The organism is Mycobacterium parmense, assembly GCF_010730575.1.
GTDB lineage: Bacteria > Actinomycetota > Actinomycetes > Mycobacteriales > Mycobacteriaceae > Mycobacterium > Mycobacterium parmense.
The window spans coordinates 388,558-408,199 of record NZ_AP022614.1; the positions used below are offsets into that span (position 1 = coordinate 388,558).

The window sequence follows — 19,642 nt, forward strand, 5'->3', positions numbered from 1 at the left end:
GGCGAAATGACCGAAACCGTAGCACAATTCGCTGCCCGCGCACGGTCCTGGCTGGCCGACAACATGCCCGCCATCGATCCGCAGGCGCCGCCGCCCGCCCCTCGCGACGACGAACGATCCTGGAACAGGGCCCGGGAATTGCAAAAACGGCTCTACGAGGCGGGTTTCGCCGGCATCTGCTTCCCGCGCGAGTACGGCGGCCTGGGGCTGGACTACGAATACCAGCGGGCATTCGACGCGGAAACGCTGACCTACGAGATGCCGCTCATTCTCAACACCCCGACCTTCACCATCTGCTGTGCCACGTTGCTCGACACCGGCAGCGAAGAGCAGAAGAAGCAGCACATCGCCGCCGCGCTGCGCGGTGACGAAGTGCTGGTGCAGCTGTTGTCCGAACCCAGCGGCGGGTCCGATCTGGCCGGGGTCCTCACGCGGGCCGAGCGGCGCGGTGATCGCTGGGTGCTCAACGGCGCCAAGACCTGGAGCACCAGCGCGTTCGCCGCCGACTACGGACTGTGCCTGGCGCGCACCGACTGGAACGTGCCCAAGCACGAGGGCCTGACCATGTTTCTGGTGCCGATCGACCACCCCGGAATCACGTTGCGCCGCATCACCATGCTCAGCGGCTCCACCGAGTTCTGCGAGGAGTTCCTCGACGGGGTGGACGTCGGCGACGACGCGGTGGTCGGGGAGGTCAACGGCGGCTGGGCGGTGGCCTCCCGCCAGCTCTACCACGAGCGGCGCGCGGTCGGCCAGGGCTCGGAGTTCGCCAGCGGCAGCGGAAGCGAGGGCGGCAACGCGAATCCCGTTGACTACGTTGCCCTCGCCGAGAAGACGGGGCAGGCCGACGACCGGCGGGTCCAGGAGATGGCGGGCCGGGCTTTGGTGCGGCGCGCCGTCGCCGAGCAACTCATCGCCCACGTCTACCGCAGCGTCAGGGACGGTGACCTGCCGCCGACCGCGGGAACGCTGATCAGGCTGTTCCATGCCGAGACGGTGACGCTGGACGTCGATACGGCTCTGGCGATCGCGGGAAGTGCGGGCGTCGTCGGTGAGCGCGGCGACGGGCTGGAAACCGGGCTGCGCTACCTGTCCCGGCAGACGGTCGCGATCGGCGGCGGCACGACCGAGATGGCGCGCAACGTGATCGGCGAGCGCGTGCTGGGCTTCCCACGCGAATACGCCGCTGATCGCGGGGTGCCGTTCAATCAGGTGCGGCACGGGCAGACGCGTTAGGTGCGGTCCGCGCCTTCGACGGACACGGTGTCCGCGTCGCCATTGCCGACCGGCATCTGGACGAGGGAAAGCACGTGGTGCGCCGGGCTTCCTGGCGGGGCCACCAGCAGGCATTCGCCGCCCTGTCTGCGGGCGCGGTCCAGGGCGTCCGCCAGCGCACTCACGCCCGCCGAACCCAGGTGGGTCACCCCGGTCAGGTCGATCGTCAAAGGGGCGATGCCCGAACGGCTTTCGACCGCGATCTGACGATCGAGGGTCGGCGCACTGGTGGAGTCGACATCGCCGCTGACCACGATGCGGCCGTCCTCGGTGATCAGCGAGGCGAATTCGGACCCCGCGGCCTGCTGACGGGGTGCCCGGCCGATCATCGAGTCGGTCACGAACTTCGCCGGTCGCGTCAGCCGGTGCACCACGCTGGCCGTCGTGCCGGCGGGGTCGTGGGTGACCTGCGCATGGGTCACCAGGGCTTCGGCCATCGCGAGCCCGCGCCCCCGGCCCCTCTCGCCCTCCCGGTGGTCCTTCCACTGCCCCTGGTCGATCACCGACGCGTAGAGGTTGCCGTCACCGGCCAGCGAGGCCTCGACGACGATCCCGCCGGAGGTTTCGTCGGCGTACCCGTGTTCGACCGCGTTCTCGACGAATTCGGAGATCGCGTGCACGACGTCGCAGATGTCGTCGGAGTCGGCGCCGACCGCCGTCAGCCAGTCCCGGATGTGGGCACGAACCTCGCGCGCGGTGTGGATCGTCGCATCCAGCGCCAGGTGCAACGGCACCGGCGGAATACGCCGCTGCGCCGCAAGCAAAGTCACGTCGTCGCTGTACCCGGTGGAGCGCAACAGCAGTTCGAGGGTCTCCGAACAGATGCGGTCGACGGGGCGCTCCGCGGTTTCGATGACGAAACCGCCCTGGCCGCCGGCGATCCGTGCGGCCAATTCGGCGAATTCGGTCGTGCTGGCCCCCAGCGGCCGGCCGGGCCGTTCGATCAGCCCGTCGGTGTAGAGGAGCACCGCGTCGCCCACCGCGAGAACCTCGGTGCGCACCGGGAAACCGGTGCCGCTGCCGAAGGGGCCACCGCCGGACGGCTCCATGTAGCGGGCGGTTGCGCCGTGGCTCACCAGCAGGGGCGGCGGGTGGCCGGCGGTGCAGTAGTCGAATCGGCCCGTGGCGAAGTCCAGCGAACCGACGCACACGGTGGCCGATTTGGATCCGGGTACGTGTTCGTGGAAGCGGTCGACCGCCTCGAGCGCCTCGGAAATCGGTTGTCCCGCCAAGATCTGCATCCGCAAAGCCGTGCGCAATTGCGACATCACCGCCGCAGCTTCAACCCCGTGGCCGACGACGTCGCCGACGATGAGGACCACACGCTCGCCGAGCGCGATCGCGTCGAACCAGTCGCCGCCGGCGGCGGTGTCCTCCGCGGCGACCAGATACTCCGCGGTGATATCGGCCCCGGGGACGACGGGCACCGACGGCGCCAGCAAAGCCTGCTGCATGACCGTCGCGGAATCGCGCACGTTGCGGTATTTCTCGGAAAGCTCCTCCAACCGCCTTTCGGCGGCCTGCCGCCCCCGCACCCGGTCGGTGACGTCGTCGAAAAGTAACTGGACGCCTTCGACCGAGCCGTCCTCCGCACGGCGTGGAGTCACGACGAAGTCGAAGAACCTCTCCTGAATGCCCGAGCCGTCGTAGTCGGCCTGCAGTCGCCACTCGGTGCCGGTCTGTGCCTGGCCCGTTTGATAAACGCGGTCGAACATCTCGTAGATCTGCTGGCTGGTGAGCTCGGGATAGATCTCGCGCGCGGGCTGGCCGATCGAAGCTCGCGTCGGACTGAATGCGCGGTAGGCGGCGTTGACAGCAATGAACCGGTGGTCGGGCCCTTCCAGGCCGACCAGCATCGCGGGGACGTTCTCGAAGATCCGGCGCGCGTCCTGCGCCGTACCGACGTATCGGTCCCAGTCCTTGCCGGCCACCATTCGGCCGAACCTCCTTAGGAGTCTTCCCGAGCAGAGTCACATCACCCGACCGAATACACCGTCGTATCCGACTCGCCGGAGAACCGGAATTCACATTATCAATGAGTGTCCAGTGTGCGATGAAAGGAGGCAGGATCGACCGCTACGCCGCCCTCGGCGGCGCGGGGGCGCCGTTTGCGGGTCTGGTCGTAAAGCGTGGCGCCGCGCTCATTTCGCCCCCATCCTGATGTCTCTTGCCGCGGGTACCCCCGACCATTCCGGCTACACGCGCGTGCGTTCCACGGTCGGAGTAGGGACGCGGCTATCGCAGCGAATCGCCAGGAAACAATCGGAGTTTCGTCAGGTTAGCTCGGGTCGGCAGGGGAACCCGAAGCTCGTCAACAAGCCGCTGCCGGCGCGAGTCAGCGGCCCGCAGGATGGCGATCACAACAGCTCCACGTCGGAGGTGCTGCGTGGCAATAGATTTCGGAGTACTCCCGCCGGAGGTCAACTCGGCTCGCATGTACACCGGCCCCGGGTCCGGCCCGATGCTGGCCGCGGCGGCGGCCTGGGATGAGCTGGCCACGGAATTGCACGCCGCGGCGGCGTCCTACTCCTCGGTGATTTCAGGGTTGACGGTCGGCTGGCGCGGCCCCGCCTCGGCGACGATGGCGGCCGCGGCCACACCGTACCGGGCATGGATCACCGCCACCGCCGGTCAGGCCGAGCAGACGGCCAACCAGGCCAGGGCAGCGGCGGCCGCATTCGAGACCGCCTTCGCGGCAACGGTTCCGCCCGGAGCGGTCGCGGCCAACCGCGCACGTTTGCTCGCGCTCGTTGCGACGAACTTCTTCGGGCAGAACACTCCGGCGATCATGGCCACCCAGGCGGAGTACATCGAGATGTGGGCCCAGGATGCGGCGGCGATGTACGGCTACGCCGGCTCGTCGGCGACCGCCTCACAGGTGATGCCGTTCAATGCGCCACCGCAAACCACGAATCCGGCCGCGGCCACGGGCCAGGCGGGCGCCGTGTCGCAGGCCACGGCCACGGCGACCGGCGCGCAGACACAGGCCCTTCCGCAGCTGATGGCCACGGTGCCTTCGTCGTTGCAGCAGCTGGCTACTCCGGCCGCGACGGCGGCCGCGGCGGACCCGTCGGCTCCGTCGTCGCTCGCGACCTCGACGAACACCCTCATCAGCCTGATCACAGGACCGTCATCGCCGTTGTCGTTGTTCACCGTTCCCGGTGTGCCATTCCTGTTCGGGATCCAGAGTTACCTGTTGCCCCAGGCCGGGCTCAACGCGGCCAGCGCGGCGAGCAAAGCCGCGGCTGCCGCGGGCAGCAGCGGGTTGGCAGCCCTGAGTTCGAATACAAGCACCCTGGGCTCGGCGGTGTCGGCGGGAGTCGGCCGCGCGGGTTTGATCGGGGGATTGTCCGTACCGCAAGGCTGGGCGATGGCCGCCCCGGCGGTCAAGCCGGTCGCCGCGGTGTTCGCCGACGGCGGACCGGCCGGCGTCCCGGCGGCGATCGCGGCACCGGGCGAGGGCCCGCTGTTCGGCAACATGGCGCTGTCGAGTCTTGCGGGGCGGGCGATGCTCGGCGGGGGCGCAACCGCTGCCCGGACGACAGGTGCGGCCGAGGCGACCGCGGCGGGCCAGGCCAGCGGTCCCGTCAACATCTTCATCGTTCCGGCGGTTCCGCAGTGAGCGCCGACGCGGAAATCGGCCTGCGCCGCCCCGACTCGTGTCGTCGCCGCATCCGGCGAATGGCAGAGACGGCCGACACGTTCACCGGGGCGCGTCGCGCCGCGCCCGTCGAAGCCAGTGCGGCGACCTGAGGAGCAGTGCGGTGTACTTCGGATTACTACCCCCAGAGGTCAACTCCGGCCGGATGTATGCCGGTCCGGGTTCGGCGTCGATGCTGACCGCCGCGCAGGCGTGGGACGCCCTGGCGGCTCAACTGCACGCCACAGCGGCGTCGTATGCCTCGGTGATCTCGGGTCTCACCACGGCGTGGCAAGGCCCTTCGTCGATCGCCATGGCGGGCGCGGCCGCGCCCTACCTCGCGTGGATGAGCGCCACGGCCGCACAAGCAGAACAGACCGCGGCTCAGGCGCGGGCCGCCGCGGTGGCGTACGAGACGGCATTCGCGGCGACAGTGCCGCCGGCGGTGGTCGCGGCGAACCGCAGCGAACTGGTGTCGTTGGTGGCCACGAACCTCTTCGGGCAGAACACACCCGCCATTGCGGCCAACGAGGCCCAGTACAGCAGGATGTGGGCCCAAGATGCGACGGCGATGGACAGCTACGCCGGTCAATCCGCCGCAGCCACGACGGTGACACCGTTCGCCGCGCCGGCCGCCACCGCGGACCCCGCGGGACTGGTCGGTCAATTGGCGACGATCGCGACGACCTATGTCACCCAGGCGCTCAGCACCGCCCAGGCGCAGATTTCGAGCCTGTTCAGCGCGATACCCACCGCCCTGCAAAGCTTTGCGACGATTGTCACCGGGCCAAGCCCGATTTCGGGGCTCCTCACGGCCGCCCAGGATTTCGCCGGCTTACAGAGCATCAATTCCCTCACCGGCGACCTGGAAGTGATTCCCAAAGTCATCCTGCCGGTGAACGACATCTTCATCTCCACGATCATGGGCCTGGTGATCGAGGCGAAGTATTTCGGCGGCCTGGCGAGCGCGGGCGCCGGGGCCGCCGCGGCAGGCAGCGGCTCGGTCCTGGCGGCGGGGCTGGGCTCGGGGGTGAACCTGGCGAGTTCGGCGCTGGGCGGGTCGGTGGCCGCCGGCGCCGGCCACGCCGGCTTGGTGGGCGCGATGTCGGTTCCGCCGAGCTGGGCGACCGCCACTCCGGCGATCAGAACGGTCGCCTCCGTCCTGTCCGGTACGGGTGCGAACGCCGTGCCCGCGGGCGCCGTGAGCGAGGGGACGCTGCTCAGCGGGGTGGCCGTGGCAGGCATGGCCGGAACCGCCCTGGGCGCCGCCGGCTCGCGTGCCATCGGTGGTGCCGGTGCCCGGCTCCGGTCGACCTCACTGAAAGACGGCACGTCCACAGACGGCGAGTCGTCACCGGGTGACCTCCAGCGAATCGTTGCGGAAATGGCTGACAAACCCGACGCCGTTCAACACTGGCATACCGATTCGGCGCAGCTCGACGCCCTCATCGCGAAGCTCAGGACCAAACCGGGCATCCATGCGGTGCACTTGACCGATGGTGATGCGAGCAGCGTAGCCCTGCCGAAGTCGGTTTCCTGAGCTTACGGGGGGCAGTGCGGCACAACCCTCCAATTGAATCAGAAGACCCTCCAATTGAATCAAAAGCCAAGCAGTGCAACCGTTATGGCGTTCGCGCCGGGTGGGTCGAGGATGCAGGCGTGAGACGGCGACTGTCGATTGGTGGCGCCGCGTCGTGTACGCCTCTGGACCGCGCGTCGTGTCCTATGCTAAGAATGACGACGAGTGTCATGTTCTCTGTGCCTGCTTGCGCAACTCTTCGCGGCCCCGGTGCCGCGTAAACCGCCGTATGCCCATGAACTCCAACAGCGTCGGACGTCGAGCTGAGGTAAACGGCCGCGCGACTTCGCATCTCGGTGGCGTGCCGACGACCCCTGCGCTGCTCCTGCCGACCCGCGCCGGGCACAACACAGGCCACCGGTGCCGCCATCGATGCGGTGCGGATCGCAACGGGCGACTCTCGGGATATATGCAACGCCGCAGGCATCGGCCCTGGCGCAGTCGCGGGTCCTAGCCGACGTCTCATCGTTCGCGGACACGATGTTCGCCGACGGCGACGGATCGTGTAACGGTGATTTGCCGAGATGTGTTGAGCTGCATGATATTCCGCGAGCCAGCGGCGGTGATCGAGTCCGTATTCCGGTTCGGCTCGAGGGGCGGCGGTACCTATTCCGCCGTCGCCGCCCGGAGCTGAGGAGACGAGCCAGTGACTTTCATGCAAATCAGAAGCGCCGATCAGGTCGGGGCGGTGAGCTATTAATGCATTGGACCGAGGTTGTCGCCATCGAGAGGCGGTTGCGGATAAAGCCGGGGGGCCGACTGGCCGTCGTCAACGGACCGCCGGAGAGCGACTCCATGTTTCCGATGGCCAGCGGCGTCGACCCCGATTCGGCAAGTGCCGTAATCGGTTTCGCGGCATGTCGGGAGGACCTAGGCCTGCTCGACGCGGTCTATGCGGCCGCGCACACGGCGGCAAAGGTCGCTTGGGTCGGTTACCCCAACCCCGGCCGGATGGTCAGCGACGTACATCGAGACTGGGTTGCCGGTGCGGTGCGCAGATTCGGTGTGGAGCCGGTCAGACACGTGTCAGTCGACCACAATTGGTCAGCGGTGCTGCTGCATCCGGCGGGCAGCAGCACTCCGTCACAGCGCTGAATAGTGTCGCGTCAAATGGGCATGCTGCGGGTACGTCCGCATCGGGGCGTCGGTCTATCCGACGCGATAGCAAAGGAGCAACCATATGAGTGAGCCGGATGCGATCGTGCAGGATCTGCGCGATCTCCTCGATAAGGAAGAGAAACTGGCCGGTTCGCTGACGCGCTCGCTGGTAGCGGCTCGCCGAAAAGCCGAGAGGGAACTGAGCGCCGATTTGTTCGCGGCGCTCGATTGGCCCGAGACCCTCGGTCAGTACGAAAACTACCTGCGGGGCTTCATCAGATGGATGCCCCGGCAATCCAATGCAAAGGCCTGGCAGGGCCTTGAACCGCAGGAGCGGCATGCTAAGGAGGTCAGCGACAGGGTCGCCCACTTCTTCTTCCTGGTCGACCAGGACGTCGATGACGGTGCGCCGCAGGACAATGAGGTCTTTCGCGCTTGGATGACCGACTTCACGCGGCGCTGGGGCAGTTTCCTGGACACACCGGAATCATTCAGCCGGGAAATCCTGCAGTCCTTCATCGACTACGCGCCGGAATACCGCGTCTTCGAATCGCTGGTCGAAGGCTCGCCGAACGAGCCGAGCGGCTGGCTAACGTTCAACCAGTTCTTCGGGCGCCGCCTCAACGGGGGGCTACGGCCGATCGCCGAACCCGGCAGCAACCTGGTGGCCACTTCGCCGGCCGATTGCGTCTTCCAGCACGCCTACGACATCGACGACGACTCCAACATTCCCGCCACCTCGATCAAGAACACGCACAAGTACGGCAACATCAAGCAGCTGCTCGAGGGCAGTCAATACAGCGAAAGCTTCGCGCGCGGCACCTTCGTCCACTACATGCTCCAGCCGTCGTCTTATCACCGCTACCACCTGCCGGTATCGGGTCTTGTCAAGGAATGCTTCCGGCTCAGCGGAACGGTTTACATGCATGTCGACGTCAAGGACAGCCAGTTCGTCTCCAGCGACAGCACGACCACCGGCTTCGAATTCACCCAGAACCGAGGTGTTGTGACAATCGATACCGCCGCATCGACCGGTGGTGACATCGGGATCGTCGCCGTGGTCCCGGTCGGGATGGCGCATGTGTCGTCGGTGACGCTGACGGCGGTCGACGGCACGCACATGGCCAAAGGCGAAGAGTTCGGCTACTTCCAATTCGGCGGCTCCGACATCATCGTCCTATTCCAGGAGGGCGCCGATGCGCAGATCGATGACAGCGGCGATTACCGGCTGTTCGGCACGCCCATAGCCCGCTGCAAACCCCTGAAGAGTTGATACGCTCAATTGCCCTGAGCATCAGGACATTACAGTGCGGGCAGACCAGGGGTCACTGACGAGATGCGCCGCAAACATCTCCTATGACAATTGTTTGTCGGGGTGAACGACGGGCATCCGGTCACCATGTCGCACTCGCACGACCTGTGGACCTTCCTGGTGTTCTACGTCGGGTTCGCGATCCTGACCTGGGCCGTGTACGTGCGCGGCAAGTAGTCACCACGGTGACCGAAGGTATGGTGCGGATACCAATTGGCGTGCTCTCCGACGGGTGATGGTGATGAGGGATCTGCTACTGCAATTCTTCGACGGCTGGCGACCGGCCGCCTACGCCGCTGTGAAGGCGTTTGCGTTATTCGTCACCGCCGCAACGGCATTCCGGCTCACGCTACGGCGAACTATCGCCGAGTTCACGCCGTTCGACTGGGTGACCGGCGTGGCGGTCGGCGCAATAGTGGGACGTACCGCCACGGCCCCCCACACGTCGTGGTTCACCGGCGCCGCCGCGCTGGTGGCGTTGATCGCCGCGCACGACATAGTCGCTCGCCTGCGCTACTTCCCCTGGGTGCGGCGGCTGGTCGACCCGCCGGTGCGGGTGCTCATCCGGGACGGCGAACTCGACGTAACGAACCTGAAGCGCTGCAGGCTCACTCGAGAGGATCTCGACGCGATCCTGCGCCAGCACGGTCACCTGACGCCTGCGAGCGTGCGCCTGGCGCTGTTCGAGACCAAAGGCGTGGTATCCGTCCTCGCCGATGCGCAAGCGCCCGCGACGGCGAACCCCGCTGACCCGTGCGACCGTTCAGCGGGGGATGCCGCCGGCGGTTGATCAGGCCGAGACGGGCTTCTTGGCCGGTGCCGAGACCTTCATCAGCTTCATCAGGTTGCCGCCCATGATCTTGGCGACGTCCTGCTCGTCGAAGTCGGTGAGCTCGTCTACAAAGGAGATCGGGTCCTTCAGGCCTTCGGGGTGCGGCCAGTCCGAGCCGAACAACACCCGGTCGGTGCCGACCATCTTGACGATCTCGGTGAACCGGTCCTCCCAGAACGGGGTGATGTAGACGCAGCGCTTGAACGCCTCCACCGGGTCCTCGCTGAAGGCCTGCGGCATCTTCTTGTACACGCCCTTGAGGCCCCTGAACAGGTCCGGCACCCAGTCGGCGCCGTTCTCGATCGACAGGATCCGCAGCTCCGGGTTGCGGGACAGCGCGCCGTGGCACACCAGCGCGCCCATCGCGTCCAGGATCGGGCGGTGCCCCATCACAAAGCTGCGGAACGGGGTGGGCTTGAACGGCAGGAACTCGTCGCCGGGCTCCCATACGTTCGCGAACTCGGCATAGCCGCTGTCCGAGGCGTGCATCGACACCGGGATCTCGGCCCTGATGCAGGCCTGCCAGAACGGGTCGAACTCCTCGAGGCCGAACGACCGGCTGCCCTTGAAGCCGGGCACCGGGGCCGGGCGCACGAGCACAGTGCGGGCGCCGCGCTCCAGACACCACTCGAGCTCCTCGAGGGCACGCTCGACGATCGGCAGGGTGATCACCGGGGTGGCGAAGATGCGGTCTTGGTAGTTGAACGACCACTGCTCGTACATCCACTGGTTGAGCGCGTGAATGACGTCGTGGGTCATCTCCGGGTCGTCCTTCATGCGCTCTTCGACCAGGCTGGCCAGCGTGGGGAACATCAGCGCGTAGTCGATGCCGAGTTCGTCCATCACCTCCAGGCGCGCGGCCGGTTCGCGGAAGGCGGGGATGGCCTTCATCGGCTCACCGAGGATCTCGCGGTAGCTCTTGCCCTGGGCGCCGTTGCGGAAGTAGTCCTCCTGGGCGCCCGGCCTGGCGACCACCTCGAAGGTGGGGTTGGGGATGTACTCGCTGATGTGGCCGCGAACCACGATCTTGGTGCGGCCGCGGACCTGAACGTAGTCGATGACGCGCTTGCGGTTCTCCGGCAGGAACTTGGTCAGCGCCTCCTGCGGCTCGTACATGTGGTTGTCGGCGTCGAACACGGGGAAGGAAAGCTCGCGAGACGGCATGGCGATCTCCTTGAGGTCTTGATTCTCGCTGGGTGGTAATGACGTTACCACTTCTGCGCAACCAGGTGTACGGCGCGCGCTAAGCCTCTGGCTGGACGCCGAGCGTCGGCGTCTCTCCGTCGATGACAGCGAAGTTCACCGTGGCCGTCGCGACGAGCTCGTCGCCGGCGTCGCCGTAGATATCGACCTGCATCACCATCGCGCGCCGACCGGATCGCAGCATCCGGGGCACCGCGAACGCCGAGCCCTGCCGGATGGGCCGCAGGTACCGGATGAACAGGTCGGCGGTGGTCATGGTGGTGCCCGGCTTCAGGTGGCCGAGCCCGAACTGTCCGCCCGCCACGTCCACGAGCGTCGCGATCAGGCCGCCCTGCAGCGCGCCGGAGGTGTTGACCACCTGAGGGCTGACCGGCATCGTCATGGCGAACTCGCCCCCGCGGGCGCCGGCCCGCATCCCGATCTGGCCGAACAATTCCGCCAGCGAGGGCGGCGCGGATTCGTCGGCGGCGTCACGGACGCCCAGGGCTCGGCTGCAGAAGTCGTACAGCTGGCCGGCGTCGACCGGCGTTCCGTTCAATTCCGCACCCAGCCAATGCAATCGCGGCGCGCCCATCATCGTCTGCATGACAATGGCGGCCGCCGCTCCGACGTCCAACCCAGGATCGAAGACGCCCTCGGTGATGCCCTGGCCGACGATGTCGCGAACCAGCCGGTGCAGGGGGGAGAGGACCCGAGCGTATTCGCGCGGACGCGTCTCTGCCAGGTGCTGGTTGTACAGCGTCAGCGCCCGGTTGAGGCTGTCCTGGGTGCTCGATTCCGGCTGCTGGCTGATGCGGTCGACCAGCAGCTTCAGCGCCGCGGTGCCGTCCATGCCGGCGGTCTCGGCGCGCCAGGTCTGTACCGACTGTGCGATGGTTCGGTCGAACAGCGCCAGCAGCAACTCATCCTTGCTGCTGAAGTGTTGATAGAAGGCGCGCAGCGAGGTCTTGGAGCGCGCCACCACCTCCTGCACGGTGAAGTCTGTGCGACCGGTTTCGCCCAGGATCGCCACCGCCGTCTTGATGAATCGATCGCCGCGCGTCACCTCGACGTCGGCGTCGGTCGCGTCGCCAGACGAACCGCCACGCATACCGCCTCCTGCGCTGCCCCGGGACTTTGAGAATGACGTTACCGCATCCGGGCGGTCGCGCCCGGCGACCGGGACCCGGCGTCGCGCTCGGGTGTGCAGGATCGACGGGTGCAGCGGCCGCCCAGCCCGTATTGACGATGCCCGGGCGTTACCCGCCCCTGGCGGTGATCAGCGCCGAGCGGTTCACCTTGGTCGCCGCGGTGCGCGGGATCGCGTCGACGAACTCGACCGTCTTGGGCGCCTTGTAGTGAGCCAGCCGGGACTTCGCGTAGTCGATCACCTGCTGCTCGGCGAGCACCGCGCCGTCCGCGAGCTGAATCACCGCGTGCACCCGGCGTCCCCACTGCGCGTCGGCGAGCCCGATGACCACGACGTCGGCGATGTCGGGATGGCCCGCGAGGGCGGACTCCACCTCGGCCGGGAAGACGTTGGCGCCGCCTGTGACGATCATGTCCACGCGGCGGTCGACGATGTAGAGGTAGCCGTCCTCGTCCAGATAGCCGATGTCGCCGGCCGAGCGGAATCCATCGTCTGTCGACGGCAGCGGTGGGGATCCGCCCAGGTAGCGGTAACCGGCGCTCATGGGCGCCCGCAGATACACATCCCCGTGTTCGCCCGCGCCCAAGGGCTTTCCGGCGGCGTCCAGGATCCGGATCTCGGTGTCGCGGAAGCCACGCCCGACGCTGCCCGGGTGTTTGAGCCACTCGTCGCCGCGCAGCGCCGTGAGGCCGAGATTCTCGGTCATGCCGTACGCCGTCACGATCTTTTCGGGGCCGAGCAGCTCGAACCAGGTGTGGTAGAGCGCCGGTGGCATCACGGCGGCGCCCTGCAGGACGAAGGCGATGCTGGACAAGTCGCGCTCGCGGACATCGGGGCGTGCCGCGATGCGCGCCAGCATCGTGGGCGTCGCGGTGAAGTTGGTGATCCGGAAACGTTCGATAACATCGAGAGCCAGTGCCGCGTCGAACTTTTCGAGTATCACCAGATGGTCGCCGCCGAGCAGCATGAGGAAGGTGGCGAAGCCGTTGGTGTGATACATCGGCGCCGGCACCATGATGGTCTGGGGTTGCGCCACCGGCGCCCAGTTCGTCATGAACGGCTCACTGTGCTGAGGCGTCCACAGCGAGGGGGCAAGGTTCAGGATCACCTTGGGCACGCCGGTCGAGCCGCTGCTGCAGATTCCGTTCGCGGTGGGAGAGACGGCCGCAGGCAACGGGGCCGCCGATTCCCCGGCCGCACGTGCGTCCAGTCTCCAGCGGCTGTCTTCGTCGACGACGACGGCCGGGTCGATGACGGCGCGGACCCGCCCCCGCTCCCATTCGGGCAGGTCCCAATGCATCGGAACCGGGACCGCGCCGATCTTCCAGCAGCCAAGGGTCGCCAGGACCAAATGCACCGAATTCGGAGTCGCAAGTGCGACAAGAGATCCCGTTTCCGCGCCGTGGGCCGCCAGCGCGCGTCCCCACTGGTTGGCGCGGGCGTCGAGTTCGGCGAAGGTCAGCGACTGCGCGCCGCCATCGAGCGCCACGACGGTCACCCCCGGCTGGTCGCCGCGTTGCTCGCCAAGCTCGGCCAGCCTCACCCCGAACGCGATCCCGTCCTCGAGCGGGTTCGGGACCGCTTTGGGCGCCAGGGGCTCGGTGCTCACGCGGATACCGGCCCCGAGAACAGCGTCTCGAGGTTGCCGTCGCGGACGTCGGGCACCAGGCGCAGGGCCAGCGCGTCGCCGCCGAGCGGCAGCCGTAACAGCGGCTGGGTGTGCCGGTCGAGCACGCTGACGTCGGACTCGTCGCAGAAGCCCAGGGCGCCGAGCAACTGGTGAGCGGTGCGCAGCACCTGCCGTCCGGTGTCAACGGCCTTGAGCCGCAACACGATTGCGTCCGCCGAGCGAACCTGCATGGGCAGCGATTCCGGTCGGCAGACGGTGTACTTGGCCAGTTCGTGGAGTCCTCGCACCGCGACGGCGGCCTCCGCGACGGCGAAGCGGACGGCCTGGAAGTCCGCGAGCGGCTTGCCGAACTGGACGCGGGCGCGCACGTGGCTGGTGACGATCTTCAGTGCCTGTTGCACCGCCCCGAGAATCCGCCACGATCCCAGCACGAGATGAAGGTTAACGTCAGCGGCCGGCACGGTTCCATCGGGTGCGCCCAGGGTGGCTGGAACGAGGAACGGCCCCAGCTTGGCACCCGTGCGCTGCCCGGGCTGCGGGCGGTAGCGGGTGCCGTCGAGGTCCGCGGCGACCCATTCGCCGGGCAGGTCGCCATGGTCGATCCGCGGCGAATCGGGATTGACCAGGCTCAGGCGCGCGCCGTCGATCGCCAGCAGTTCCTCGACCAGCGGGTAGGGCAGCGCGTTCGCCCCGGCGGCCTGGCAGAGCACCGCGGCGGCCAGCAGGTCGTCGAAGCAAGAACGGACGCCGAGCTCGAAGGCGCCGACGTCGCGCAGGGCGGTGCGCGCCGTGTCCCGGACGCTCGCGTCGGTCTCGGCGCGCAGCGCCGCGGGTGGTCCGCCCAACCGGGCGAGTCGCTTGGCGGCGACGGCGGCGAAGTCGCTGATGTCTTCCGGCAGGGTGGTTTTCACCGGTGCTCTCCTAAGACGTCCCGCGCCACGAGCATCTTCTGGACCTCGATGGTTCCCGATGCCACGGTGGCTGCTTGTGCGTAGCGCCAATGGTCTTCGATCGCGCCGTGCAGCGGCGCGGTGGTGCCGGAGTCCAGCGCGGCGGGGCCGAGCACGTCGAACAGCAATTCGGCGGCCTGCTGGTCGCACGTGGTGGTGGCGATGCGCGCGGCGCTGGCCGCCGCACCCGCGGCGGGATCGTCCTGCAGCGAGACCGCGCGGTAGGCGAGGAGTCTCGCCACTCGCAAGTCGACCAGCGTCCGCGCCCAGCGGGTGCGGATAGTCTCGGGCAGCGTGTCCCAGTCGTCGCCGAGTTGGGTGCGCATTCGCTCGAGCAGCGATTCGCAGCGCGCGTAGCGGGCGATGCCGACGCGCTCGAACGCCAGCGCCTCACGCATCACCCGCCAGCCGTCGCCCGGCTCGCCGAGGACATCGCCGGCAAACGCCTGCACCCCGTCGAGGAACATCTCGTTCAGGTGGTGCGGCCCCAGCATCGACGGGATCGGCCGGACGGTGAACCCCGGGCGGTCCATGGGAATCAGAAACAGGGTGAGCCGCTTGGCCTTCGGCGCGGCCGGATCGGTGCAGGCGGCCAGCACACACCACGACGCCATCAGCGCGTAGGACGTCCACACCTTCTGCCCGGTGATGCGCCAGCCGTCCCCGTCGGGCACGGCGCGGGTGCGCAGGGACACCAGGTCGGTTCCGGCTTCCGGTTCGGAGAAGCCCTGGCACCAAATCACATCTCCGGACGCGATGGCCGCCAGATGTTTGGCCTTCTGCTCTTCGGTCCCGTAGCGCATCAGCGCCGGGCCGACCCAGTTGATCCCCATGTACTGCGGGCCGCGCGGCTCGTGTTGGGCCCACATCTCTTCGCGCAACACCGTCTGCTGCCAGACCGACCCGCCTCCGCCGCCATGCTCTTTCGGCCAGGCCAGCGCCAGCAGCCCCTCGGCGGCCAGCAGCTTGCAGAACGTCTCGGTGGTGGCGAGGTCCTGCGGGTTCTCGGTGCACGCTCCGAGGAAGTCGGCGGGGATGTGGTGAGAAACCAACTCCCGCAGATGTTGTCGCAGCTGCGCGGCGTCGTCGCCGAGGTCGTAGTCCATGGTTGCTATCCCTTCGGCAGCCCGAGCAGCCGCTCGGCGATGATGTTGCGCTGAACCTCGGAGGTTCCGCCGTAGATGGTGGCCGCCAGCGCGTCCTGGCGTTCGAACAGCAGGTCCGGGTCGCTCGCCGACCGCGGTCCGGCGGCGGCGGCCGACAGCTCCCAAACCCGTTGCAGGGTAGTCGATCCGAGGAGTTTCATGGTGTCGGCTTCCGGGCTGGGGCGTCCCGCCAGTTGGTTGCCCAGGGAGCGGTACCCGGTGGCGCGCAGGGCCTCGGCGTCGGCGAGCAGCGAACCGAGCTCGGTGTAGATGTCGGGGTCGGCGGCCCCGCGCATCGAATCGAGGCCGCGCTTGACTTCGACCCAGTTCATGATCCAGATCATCTGGCGTTCGTGCTGCAGCGACGACATCGCGACGTTCCACCCACCGTGCAGGGGGCCGAGCAGGTTCTTCACCGGCACCGCGACGTCGTCGAGGAAGACTTCGCAGAAGGTCTCGTCGGAGATCGACGCCATGCGGATGGGCTCGATGCTCACGCCGGGCGCCTGAAGGTCGAGGATCAGGCACGAGATCCCGCGGTGCTTCGGCGCCTCCGGATCGGTACGGGCGTAAAGGGTGCACCATCGCGACAGGTGCGCCTGCGTTGTCCAGATCTTGTGCCCGCTGACCCGGAAGCTGCCGCCAAAGCGTTCGGCGCGGGTGCGCAGGCCGGCGAAATCGGACCCGGCTTCCGGCTCGGACATGCCCAGCGCCCACCACTCGTCGCCGCGCAGCAGGGGCACGAGCAGGCGGTCGACCTGTTCGGGCGTGCCGAATTGGCGGATGCCGGGCGCCGCCACGTTGGGGCCGGCGATATTGGGCAGCTTCGGGGCGGACCGCATCGCGGCCTCGAGGCGCACTTCCATCGCGTCGCGCAGGCCTAGCGACCGGCCCCCGTGCTCGCGCGGCCACGTCGGCTGGATCCAGCCTGCCTCGAAGGCGGCGCGCTGATAGTCGCGCCGCAACGTCAGGTCCCAGCGGTACCGGCCGTAGTCCTCGTAGTAGTCGCTGGGCAGGAAGTCGGTCAACCAGGCGCTGAATTGTTCTACGACGCGGGTCATTTCGCGCCTTCGGCGTAACGGCGGCCGACCTCGTGGTAGAGCGCGCGGCTGTCGCCGAGCATCGTCGCGCCTTGCCAGGCGTGCCGAACATAGAGGTGCAGGTCGTGTTCCCAGGTCTGACCGAGGGCGCCGTGCACCTGGACTGCGGTGCGCGCACAGGAGGACGCCGCGTCCCCGGCGGCGGCCTTTGCCAGCGTCGCGGCGGTCCAGGCGTCGTCGGGATCGCCGTCCGGTTCGCCGAGGCGGGCTGCCGCCGCGTAGGTGAGACTGCGTGCCCGCTCCACACCGACGTAGTTGTCTGCCAGGGCGTGCTTGATGCCCTGGAACGCGCCGATCGGCTTGCCGAACTGATTGCGCGACTTCGCGTGCTCGACCGAGCGGCGCAGCGCGGCGCTCGCCACGCCGACCAGGTCGGCGGCGGCGGCCACCAGCGGCGCCGCCAACGCCGATTCCACATCGGCCGGGGCGATCGCCAGCGGCTCGGCGTCCACCTCGACGTCGGCCAGCGGTTGGGCGGCGTAAGTGGACTCACCGGTCGCCACCGGCGTCACCCCGTCGCCGCAGCGCGCGACCGCGACCACGACGTGATCGTCGTCCCCGGTGCGCGCCAGCGTGACCATCAGCTCGGCGCGCGCGAGATTGGGGACCGCGACCGCCCGTCCCCGTAGGCGGCCCCCACACAGCGTCATCGGGGCCCCCGGCAGCCGAGAACCTTCCGTGTGGACCGCCAGGGTGGCCACGGCGCCGCCGGCGATGTCGCCGAGCGCCGACGTCAGGCCGCTGCCACGCAACGCGCCCGCGGCCAGACCGACACTGCTGAGCAACGGGATTGGCGCGGTGGCGGCACCGCACTCCTCGAGGACCACGGCCAGCTCGACCGGTCCGTAGTCGCCGCCGTCCGGGGACGCGAGCTCCGTCCACCCAAGGTCGACGACCGTCTTCCACAGGGCACGCCACCGATCGGGGTCCGTCATCGCCTGGCGGGCGGCGTCGGGAGGGCATTCGGCGCGCAGGATGTCGCGCACGGCATCGCGCAGCGACAGCTGCTCCGCGTTCAGTCCGACATCCATAAGACCCCTAACATAATAAAAATAGTAAACTAGCGGGGCTGTCGCAAACGCAGTCGCGCGGGCAAGTCGCGCCGTGGCAGGCCCGTCGGGAACCCCCGGGGGTCAGCCCTGCCGCGCCGCGCGCCGCCGAGCCTCCGTGGGCACCACCGGCGGTCTGGCGAACGGCCCCCGCTGCACGGCGCTGAGCCGGATCTCCGGCAGGTCCACCGACGGGTCGACGGTGTCCAGCCAGGCGACCGCCTCCGCCACATCGGACACCTGAATGGCGTGCATCTCGAACGGAACGTCCTGCAGCATATCGGTTTCCACCGGTCCGGGCGTCACGATGTGCACGCTGATGCCGTCGCGGTCGACTTCGCGCGCCAGCGCACGAGCGAACGCGTTCATGCCCGCCTTCGACGCCGAATAGGCGGTCCGGGCCGGCATCGGCTCGTGCGCCGCCGACGAGGACACGAACACCAGCCGCGACCCGGCGCCCATCCGCGGCAGCGCCGCGGCGGTCACCACGAAACAGGAATCCAGGTTGGCCGACATGATGGCCCGCCACTGCTCGAACGTCTGCTTGCGTGCGTACGTGCCACCCAGCGTTCCGGCCGCATGCACCACGAGGTCAATTCTCTCCAAAGTGCTTATCGCGGTGGTTAATTCGCCGGGATCCGAAGCGTCGGCGACCAGGTGGCGCGCGCCGATCTCCTCGGCGGCAGCGCGCAACGGTCCCTCGCGACGCGCCACGAGTACCACGTCGTAGCCCAGCTCGCAGAGCTTGCGGCCACAGCCCTTGCCGATCCCTCCGCTGCCACCGGTGACCAATGCGGTTCTCAACGGAACGGCCTCAGGAGCGCCGGGCATCCCGCGGGCGCGACAACGCCTGCGGCGAAAGCGCATAGATCCGTTGGTCGGGCCGACCGGAGAGCACATAGGTCTGGGTGTCGGCGAGGTGCCGGCCCGCGATGCGGCGGGCCCGGTCGACGTCGCCCTCGGCGATGGTCTCGGTCAACTTCGTGTGGGTGTTCAGCACGGCGCGGCGCTGGGCCAGCGACGGGTAGGTGCCGCGGGCCGCGCTCTCGTCGGCCCACTGACGTTCGTGACTGCTCCACAGCGTCTCCAAGCTGCCGACGACCGCGATGATGGTGTGGTTGCCGCAGCCGCGGACGATGAGATCGTGGAACTGGCGCCCGATTTCGGTGAACAGCCTTCCGTCGTCTAAGTTTTCGGCCATCGAGTCGTTGACCTGCTTGAGCTCCGGCACCAGCGTGTCGGCCCGGTCCGGCCGTTGGGCCGCCAGCGCGGCGCACGCGGGCTCGAGTTCCTGCAACGCCATGCCCAGGTCGGCGACCGCGACGGATTCGCTCTGCAGCACCAGGCCGAGCATGTAGGCCGCGCTGGTCTTGGCCGGGGCGTGCACGACGGCGCCCCCGCGGTTGCCGCGCCGAACCGACACCAGCCCCTCGGTTTCCAGGATGCGCAGCGCCTCGCGCAGCGAGACCAGGCTGACGTTGAACTGCTCGACGAGCACCTCCTGGCGCGGCAGCAGGTCGCCGTCGGCCAGCTCGCCGTCGATGATCTGGCGACGCAGCTCGTCGGCTACGATCTCGGCGATGCGCGGCGCCGACAAACGCCGACGGGCGACGGGCTCAACTCCCAACGGGGTCATCCGATCCTCTGACAAAGGCGTGCGCTGGCTTAGCTATTTTAGCAGTAATGGTATAAATAGCGTC

Annotated in this window: 16 protein-coding genes; 6 read left to right on the plus strand and 10 right to left on the minus strand. The window is 68.2% G+C overall.

Going from position 1 to position 19,642, the window contains the following annotated elements; all coding sequences use genetic code 11:
- Positions 1–6: 6 nt before the first annotated feature.
- Positions 7–1,236 (plus strand): acyl-CoA dehydrogenase family protein, encoded by a 1,230-nt coding sequence (locus tag G6N48_RS01785; protein ID WP_085268890.1) that lies wholly within the window; start codon positions 7–9, stop codon positions 1,234–1,236.
- Here G6N48_RS01785 and G6N48_RS01790 read toward each other — a convergent pair.
- A complete protein-coding gene (locus G6N48_RS01790) occupies positions 1,233–3,209 on the minus strand; it encodes a SpoIIE family protein phosphatase (RefSeq protein WP_085268889.1) in 1,977 nt (658 codons plus the stop codon). The two genes, G6N48_RS01785 and G6N48_RS01790, sit on opposite strands and share 4 nt — an antisense overlap.
- A gap of 458 nt (positions 3,210–3,667) precedes the next feature.
- Between G6N48_RS01790 and G6N48_RS01795 the strand changes: the two genes are divergently transcribed.
- The 5 genes from G6N48_RS01795 to G6N48_RS01815 all read left to right on the plus strand — a co-directional run bounded on the left by G6N48_RS01795 (position 3,668) and on the right by G6N48_RS01815 (position 9,694).
- Positions 3,668–4,897, plus strand: a complete 1,230-nt coding sequence (locus tag G6N48_RS01795) for a PPE family protein (protein WP_085269031.1) — start codon at positions 3,668–3,670, stop codon at positions 4,895–4,897.
- A 142-nt stretch (positions 4,898–5,039) separates the two neighbouring features.
- Positions 5,040–6,455, plus strand: coding sequence for a PPE family protein (locus G6N48_RS01800; protein WP_085268888.1), 1,416 nt, complete (start codon positions 5,040–5,042; stop codon positions 6,453–6,455).
- Between the two features lie 738 nt (positions 6,456–7,193).
- Positions 7,194–7,589, plus strand: a complete 396-nt coding sequence (locus tag G6N48_RS01805) for a hypothetical protein (RefSeq protein ID WP_085268887.1) — start codon at positions 7,194–7,196, stop codon at positions 7,587–7,589.
- An 85-nt stretch (positions 7,590–7,674) separates the two neighbouring features.
- A complete protein-coding gene (locus G6N48_RS01810; protein WP_085268886.1) occupies positions 7,675–8,865 on the plus strand; it encodes a phosphatidylserine decarboxylase in 1,191 nt (396 codons plus the stop codon).
- Between the two features lie 280 nt (positions 8,866–9,145).
- The gene (locus tag G6N48_RS01815; RefSeq protein WP_085269030.1) at positions 9,146–9,694 is read left to right on the plus strand and encodes a DUF421 domain-containing protein; all 549 of its coding nucleotides are present in this window, start codon (positions 9,146–9,148) and stop codon (positions 9,692–9,694) included.
- On the opposite strand, the gene G6N48_RS01820 is transcribed toward G6N48_RS01815, so the two are convergent.
- From G6N48_RS01820 to G6N48_RS01860, 9 genes are all read right to left on the minus strand, one after another.
- A complete protein-coding gene (locus tag G6N48_RS01820) occupies positions 9,695–10,900 on the minus strand; it encodes an amidohydrolase family protein (protein WP_085268885.1) in 1,206 nt (401 codons plus the stop codon).
- 79 nt (positions 10,901–10,979) lie between these two features.
- A complete protein-coding gene (locus tag G6N48_RS01825; protein WP_085268884.1) occupies positions 10,980–12,029 on the minus strand; it encodes a hotdog fold thioesterase in 1,050 nt (349 codons plus the stop codon).
- Positions 12,030–12,177: 148 nt separating this feature from the next.
- Positions 12,178–13,677 (minus strand): class I adenylate-forming enzyme family protein, encoded by a 1,500-nt coding sequence (locus tag G6N48_RS01830; protein WP_085268883.1) that lies wholly within the window; start codon positions 13,675–13,677, stop codon positions 12,178–12,180.
- The gene (locus G6N48_RS01835; protein WP_085268882.1) at positions 13,674–14,609 is read right to left on the minus strand and encodes an acyl-CoA dehydrogenase family protein; all 936 of its coding nucleotides are present in this window, start codon (positions 14,607–14,609) and stop codon (positions 13,674–13,676) included. Before G6N48_RS01835 ends, G6N48_RS01830 begins: the two co-directional genes overlap by 4 nt.
- Positions 14,606–15,754 (minus strand): acyl-CoA dehydrogenase family protein, encoded by a 1,149-nt coding sequence (locus G6N48_RS01840; RefSeq protein WP_085268881.1) that lies wholly within the window; start codon positions 15,752–15,754, stop codon positions 14,606–14,608. The genes G6N48_RS01835 and G6N48_RS01840 overlap by 4 nt, the downstream gene beginning before the upstream one ends.
- 5 nt (positions 15,755–15,759) lie before the next feature.
- A complete protein-coding gene (locus tag G6N48_RS01845; protein ID WP_085268880.1) occupies positions 15,760–16,854 on the minus strand; it encodes an acyl-CoA dehydrogenase family protein in 1,095 nt (364 codons plus the stop codon).
- The gene (locus G6N48_RS01850; protein WP_085268879.1) at positions 16,851–17,924 is read right to left on the minus strand and encodes an acyl-CoA dehydrogenase family protein; all 1,074 of its coding nucleotides are present in this window, start codon (positions 17,922–17,924) and stop codon (positions 16,851–16,853) included. Before G6N48_RS01850 ends, G6N48_RS01845 begins: the two co-directional genes overlap by 4 nt.
- A gap of 102 nt (positions 17,925–18,026) precedes the next feature.
- Positions 18,027–18,746 (minus strand): SDR family oxidoreductase, encoded by a 720-nt coding sequence (locus G6N48_RS01855; protein WP_085269029.1) that lies wholly within the window; start codon positions 18,744–18,746, stop codon positions 18,027–18,029.
- Positions 18,747–18,756: 10 nt separating this feature from the next.
- Positions 18,757–19,578, minus strand: a complete 822-nt coding sequence (locus G6N48_RS01860) for a FadR/GntR family transcriptional regulator (RefSeq protein ID WP_085268878.1) — start codon at positions 19,576–19,578, stop codon at positions 18,757–18,759.
- Between the last annotated feature and the right edge of the window lie 64 nt (positions 19,579–19,642).